The organism is Actinoplanes sp. NPDC048791 (assembly GCF_040650095.1).
GTDB lineage: Bacteria > Actinomycetota > Actinomycetes > Mycobacteriales > Micromonosporaceae > Actinoplanes.
This window is the reverse complement of sequence record NZ_JBEZGQ010000546.1, coordinates 1-5,721: the sequence shown is the minus strand read 5'-3', so window position 1 is coordinate 5,721 and position 5,721 is coordinate 1. Positions and strand designations below refer to the sequence as shown.

Genomic DNA, 5,721 nt, shown 5'->3' with positions numbered 1-5,721 from the left:
CCGGATCAGCCGCGGGCCCGGCCCCGGCCCCGCCCGCGTCCCGGGCCCGGTCAGCCGGAGCCGCGGAGCACGGTCTACGTCAGCCGGCACGCAGCCGAACCGAGCTGATCAGGGCGGGTCTAGGCTGGGTTGATGGCTTCCTCGCCCTATACGGATCTGGACCGGCCGCCGCTGGGTGAGCGGGCCCTGCAGCGGGCGCTCATCGTGCCCGGCGGGTTCTGGCAGCGGCTGGAGATCCGGGCCGAGACCGGGTCCACCAACGCCGATGCCGCGGCCGCCGGTCAGGCCGGCGCCGCCGAAGGGCTGGTCGTGGTGGCCGAGCGGCAGGTGGCCGGGCGTGGCCGCCGGGACCGGCAGTGGGTGTCGCCGCCGCGGGCCGGGCTGACGTTGAGTTTCCTGTTGCGGCCCGGGGTCGCCGACGCCGAGCGGGGGTGGGCTCCGGCGCCGCAGCGCACCTGGGGCTGGTTGCCGTTGCTGGCCGGGGTGGCTCTGCGGGAGACGGTGCAGCGGCTGGCCGAGGTCGACGCCGCGCTGAAGTGGCCGAACGATCTGCTGCTCAACGCCGGGCCCGGGGAGTCCAAGGCGGCCGGCATCCTGGCCGAGGTCTCCGGCGATGCGGTGGTGGTCGGGATCGGCCTGAACGTCACCACCCGGGCCGAGGAGCTGCCCGAGACCACCGGACTGCCGGCCACCTCACTGCGCATTGCCGGGGCCACGGCCACCGACCGCGATCCGCTGCTGCGGGCGCTGCTGCGCGGCGTCGCCCGGTGGTACGGCGGCTGGCGGGAAGCCGGTGGCGACGCCGAGATGTGCGGGCTGCTCGCGGCGTACCAGCGGGATTGTTCGACGATCGGGCGGGACGTGCGGGTGCTGCTGCCCAACAGCCAGGAATTCACCGGTACGGCGACCACCGTGGACGGTGACGGCCAGCTCGTGGTCCGTACGGCTGACGGCGAGCGGCGCGTCTCGGCGGGGGATGTCCTGCACGTACGCTGAGCGCGTGGCTTTCCCGGACGAGGTGCTGACCGACGAGGAAGAGGTTGTCCTCCATCTGCATCCGCACGCGCGGGCGGCCGTACGCCCGATCCTGGTCCTGCTGGTGGCCCTGGCCGCCGTGCTCGGGGTCTGGATCATGTTGCCGCCGACGACCGGCGGCCTGATCGGGGTCTGCCTGGTCGGTGCCGTGGCCCTGTTCATGGCGGTGACCCGCGGGGTGTGGCCGCTGCTGGTCTGGCGCGGCACCCACTACGTCTTCACCGACGAGCGGATTCTGCTGCAGGACGGCGTGATCGCTCGCGAGCGCCGTGACCTGCCGCTGAACCGGGTCAACGATCACGTGATGAGCCAGTCGCTGCTGGACCGGATGCTGGGCAGCGGGACGTTGCGGATCGACTCGATCGGGGACCAGAGCGCGGTGCTCGTCGCGGTGCCGCACGTGCAGCAGGTGCAGACGCTGCTCTACCAGCTCATCGAGACGGACCGGGAGCTGCACGGCGACGACGAGGACGACGAACAGCCGGAGCCGGAGCCCGTGCGGGGGCGGGACCGCCGGCGGTGAGCGTCAGACGGCTCGCCGCTGGGCGTCGATCTCCTTGGCCAGTTCTTCGTCCAGGCTGCCGTCGGCCTCGGCGCTGAGCTCGGCCAGGCCGGCCACCACGTCGAGCTCGGCCACCACGGCCTCGTGGCCGTCGACGGGCGGCTTGAGGAAGACGAACGTCCTGTACGCCCAGAAGCGGAACACCGTGGCAACGGCGATGCCGAGCAGGGTGACCCCCATGAACAGCAGCTCGTCGTGCTCCTCGGTGAGGCCGAAGCCGTACTTGCCGATGGTCACCGCGCCGGACTGGATGATCATGCCGACCAGGTTGAAGCCGAAGAACAGCGTGTACTCCCGGCGGAGCGCGCTGCGGGTGTGCTTGCGGTAGGTCCAGTACCTGTTGGCCACGTACGCCAGCGTGGTCGTGACGATCGTGGCGACGACGCTCGCCTTGACGGCCCCGATGGGCAGCAGAGCCCACGTGATCGCCATGTAGAGCAGCGTGTTGGCGGCGCCGATCGCACCGAAGGCGAGCGCCTCGGGGGCGAGATTGCGCAGGCGTTCCGCCAGCGGACGAGCTGAAGGCATTGGCCAACCTTACGGGGGGAAGGGCGCGGACAACGGAGCCGGACGTGCGGTGACTCCGACGTCACATTCGCGGGACAGCGCGCGGGGCGGGCGGCGGCGCGGACGGCGGCGTGGCGGCGGACTCCCTGGCGGGGACCTCCACCGACGGCGCGGGCGTCGGATCCGGGACCACGGTGTCGCCGAACACGAAGCGGCGGTACGACCAGAAGCGGAACAGCGTGCCCACGGCGGTGCCCACGAACTGGCCGGAGATGTTGTCCGCCAGCGGGGTCTGGAACTCGGGCCAGAACGCGCCCAGGCCGTAGTGGCTGATCGCCAGGCAGGTCAGCCCGATGCCCAGGCCGACCGCGTTGAGCAGGAAGAACAGGGTGTACTGGCGGGCCATGTTGGTGTGCTCGCGGTGCCGCCAGGTCCAGTACCGGTTGCCGGCGAAGGCCACGGTGGTGGCCAGCACGGTGGAGATGGTCTTGGCCAGCAGCGACTCGAAGCCCTGGTGCAGCAGCACGTTGAAGATGGCGAAGTCGATCGCGAAGGCGATGCCGCCGACCGTGCCGAACTTGCTCAGCTCGCGCACGAGTGCCCCGAAGCGTGCCCGCAGCGCGGGCAGGAATGCGGCAGGCACGGACCCGAGAGTACCGGCGCCTGTCACTGTCCGCCGTTTTCGTGAGCGACTCTTAACCCTTCCACCGCAGCGTGGTCCCGCTGCTTGTACGGACGGTGACCCCGCTGGTTGATCTCGGTGATCTCGGCGTGCCGGCCCCGGCAGCCCGCGCAATAGGCCAGGTGAGCCTCCAGCCGGACGGCCACCCGCGGGGCGATCCGGCCCCGTACGTGCCCGCCGAGCCGGTCCCCGGTCCATCGGCACTCGGGCGGATCCGCGTCGGCCACGTGCTGCTGCAGGTAGAGCCGGCGCAGGCCTTCCCGGGCCCGGTGGGCGAGCACGGCGACGGCGTTCGGGGTCAGGCCGAGCTGCGGGGCGACCTCGGCCGGGCTGGCTCCCTCGACCTCCGTACGCCACAGCACGTCGCGCCAGCGGTCCGGCAGCGCCTCGAAGGCCCGCGCGGCGTAGGTGCGTTCCAGCCGGTCGAGGGCCGGGTCCAGGAACGGCTCGCCCTCGTCGTACCGGGTCAGGTCGTCGGTGAACTCCAGCCGCCGGTCCCGGCGCGCCCGGTGATAGCAGACGTGCCGCAGGGTCGTGTGCAGGTACGCGCGGAACGCCACCAGCGGTCCGCGCCCGGCCCGCAGGCTGGCGAACACCTTCGCGAACGTCTCGGCGACCAGGTCGTCGGCGTCGGCGGGGTCGTGCACGAGGCCGTACGCCAGCGCCCGGGCGGCGGCCCGGTGGCGCTGGTACAGGACGCCGTACGCGGCGGAGTCGCCCGCGCGGACGGCCGCGAGCAGGTCTGTGTCGCCGTCGCCGTCGCCGGCCGGGATCGTCATTCCTGCCTCCTGTAGCCGGGAGTGGGAGGAAAGCCCGAGTAGCGGCAAGCTTAGGACGTTTCGTCCGTTTTGTGAAAGCGGGCGACTGCCGGGCCGGGAGTGGCTGCCGGACGCCCGGATGCTCGCTTGTGCATTAAGCGGCGAAGAATCGGTCGTGATCGCGCACCGTGGCCGAAGTTTGTGCGGTTGTCCACAGGATTCACCGATGAACTGAACGTTCCCTCGGCTTAGGCTGATGTGACTCCCGTGACAGCGGCCGGTTCTCCGGCCTGCTTCGTCACAGGTCAGTGCCGACCGAAGGGAATCACATGTCAGTGCCCCCCACTGCTCACACCAAGCTCCTGACCTGGGTGGACGAGGTTGCCGCCCTGACCACGCCGGACCGCGTCGTCTGGTGCGACGGCTCGGACACCGAATGGGCGCGGCTCACCGACGCGCTCGTCGACGCCGGCTCGCTCGTCCGCCTCGACCCCGAAAAGCGGCCGAACTCGTTCTGGGCCCGTACCGATCCCGGGGATGTCGCGCGGGTCGAGGAGCGCACGTTCATCTGCTCGGTGGACCCCGCGGACGCCGGTCCGACCAACAACTGGACCGCGCCCGCCGAGATGAAAGCGACGATGACGCAGCTGTACCGCGGCTGCATGCGCGGACGCACGATGTACGTCGTCCCGTTCTGCATGGGACCGCTGGACTCGCCCAACCCGATGTTCGGCGTCGAGATCACCGACAGCGCGTACGTGGTCACGTCCATGCGGATCATGACCCGGATGGGCGCCACCGTGCTCGAGGCGATGGGCGACGACGCGGACTTCGTGCCGGCCCTGCACTCGGTCGGCAAGCCGCTGGCCGAGGGTGAGGCCGACGTGCCGTGGCCGTGCAACGAGACCAAGTACATCTCGCACTTCCCGGAGACCCGCGAGATCTGGTCGTTCGGCTCCGGGTACGGCGGCAACTCGCTGCTCGGCAAGAAGTGCTTCGCGTTGCGGATCGCCAGCGTCGCCGCCCGCGACGAGGGCTGGCTGGCCGAGCACATGCTGATCATGAAGCTGACCTCGCCGGCCGGACAGGTCCGCTACATCGCCGGGGCCTTCCCGTCGGCCTGCGGCAAGACCAACCTGGCCATGCTCGAGCCGACCCTGCCGGGCTGGAAGGTCGAGACCGTCGGCGACGACATCGCCTGGATGCGCTTCGGCGAGGACGGCCGGCTGTGGGCCACCAACCCGGAGTACGGCCTGTTCGGCGTCGCCCCCGGCACCGACGAGCACACCAACCCGAACGCGATGCGCACCCTGGCCCGGGGCAACTCGGTCTTCACCAACGTGGCCCGCACCGACGACGGCGACATCTGGTGGGAGGGCATGGGCGAGCCGCCCGCGCACCTGATCGACTGGAAGGGCAACGACTGGACACCGGAGTCCGGCACGCCGTCCAGCCACCCGAACAGCCGCTTCTGCACGCCCATCAACCAGTGCCCGATCCTCGCCCCGGAGTACGACGACCCGCGCGGCGTACCGATCGACGCGATCCTGTTCGGCGGCCGGCGCAAGACGACCGTGCCGCTGGTCACCGAGGCCCGCGACTGGGTGCACGGCGTCTACTTCGGCGCGACGCTGTCGTCGGAGACCACGGCCGCCGCGGTCGGCCAGGTCGGCGTGGTGCGCCGCGACCCGATGGCGATGCTGCCGTTCATCGGCTACCACGCCGGTGACTACTTCAACCACTGGATCGAGATGGGCAAGGCCGCTTCCGGCGACGCCGAGAAGCTGCCGAAGATCTTCTACGTCAACTGGTTCCGCCGCGACGCCGACGGCGGCTTCCTCTGGCCCGGCTTCGGGGAGAATTCCCGGGTCCTGAAGTGGATCGTCGAGCGCCTGGACGGCACCGGCGAGGCGGTGGAGACCCCGATCGGGCAGGTGCCGACCCCGGACGCCCTCGACGTCAGCGGCCTGGACATCAGCCGGGCCGACCTGGAGGCCGTGCTGCGCGTCGACACCGACGAGTGGCTGGCCGAGATCCCGCAGGTGGAGGAGTGGTTCGCCAAGTTCGGCGACAAACTCCCCGCGGTCCTGTGGTCCGAACTGGACGCGCTGAAGTCCCGCTTGAACGCCGGCTGACACCCCGCGCCCGCCTCGCGTTCGAGGCGGGCGCGGCCTGGG

At 71.1% G+C, this 5,721-nt stretch carries 6 protein-coding genes; 3 read left to right on the top strand and 3 right to left on the bottom strand.

Going from position 1 to position 5,721, the window contains the following annotated elements; all coding sequences use genetic code 11:
• Positions 1 to 132: 132 nt before the first annotated feature.
• On the top strand, positions 133 to 996 hold the full coding sequence (locus tag AB0C29_RS30600) for a biotin--[acetyl-CoA-carboxylase] ligase (protein WP_360827361.1): 864 nt from the start codon (positions 133 to 135) through the stop codon (positions 994 to 996).
• A gap of 4 nt (positions 997 to 1,000) precedes the next feature.
• A complete protein-coding gene (locus tag AB0C29_RS30595) occupies positions 1,001 to 1,558 on the top strand; it encodes a PH domain-containing protein (protein WP_360827358.1) in 558 nt (185 codons plus the stop codon).
• Between the two features lie 3 nt (positions 1,559 to 1,561).
• Here the strand turns inward: AB0C29_RS30595 and AB0C29_RS30590 are convergent, their stop codons facing one another.
• From AB0C29_RS30590 to AB0C29_RS30580, 3 genes are all read right to left on the bottom strand, one after another.
• Entirely contained in the window at positions 1,562 to 2,125 is a 564-nt protein-coding gene (locus AB0C29_RS30590; RefSeq protein WP_360827355.1) for a GtrA family protein, read from the bottom strand.
• Between the two features lie 61 nt (positions 2,126 to 2,186).
• A complete protein-coding gene (locus AB0C29_RS30585) occupies positions 2,187 to 2,774 on the bottom strand; it encodes a GtrA family protein (RefSeq protein WP_360827353.1) in 588 nt (195 codons plus the stop codon).
• A complete protein-coding gene (locus AB0C29_RS30580; protein WP_360827350.1) occupies positions 2,771 to 3,565 on the bottom strand; it encodes a sigma-70 family RNA polymerase sigma factor in 795 nt (264 codons plus the stop codon). The genes AB0C29_RS30585 and AB0C29_RS30580 overlap by 4 nt, the downstream gene beginning before the upstream one ends.
• A gap of 308 nt (positions 3,566 to 3,873) precedes the next feature.
• Between AB0C29_RS30580 and AB0C29_RS30575 the strand changes: the two genes are divergently transcribed.
• Positions 3,874 to 5,679, top strand: a complete 1,806-nt coding sequence (locus AB0C29_RS30575; RefSeq protein ID WP_360827347.1) for a phosphoenolpyruvate carboxykinase (GTP) — start codon at positions 3,874 to 3,876, stop codon at positions 5,677 to 5,679.
• Positions 5,680 to 5,721: the final 42 nt, after the last annotated feature.

Coding starts and splice junctions, on each gene's coding strand:
- AB0C29_RS30590 (WP_360827355.1), bottom strand. CDS start 2,125: ATGCCTTCAGCTCGTCCGCTGGCGGAACGCCTGCGCAATCTCGCCCCC.
- AB0C29_RS30600 (WP_360827361.1), top strand. CDS start 133: ATGGCTTCCTCGCCCTATACGGATCTGGACCGGCCGCCGCTGGGTGAG.
- AB0C29_RS30580 (WP_360827350.1), bottom strand. CDS start 3,565: ATGACGATCCCGGCCGGCGACGGCGACGGCGACACAGACCTGCTCGCG.
- AB0C29_RS30575 (WP_360827347.1), top strand. CDS start 3,874: ATGTCAGTGCCCCCCACTGCTCACACCAAGCTCCTGACCTGGGTGGAC.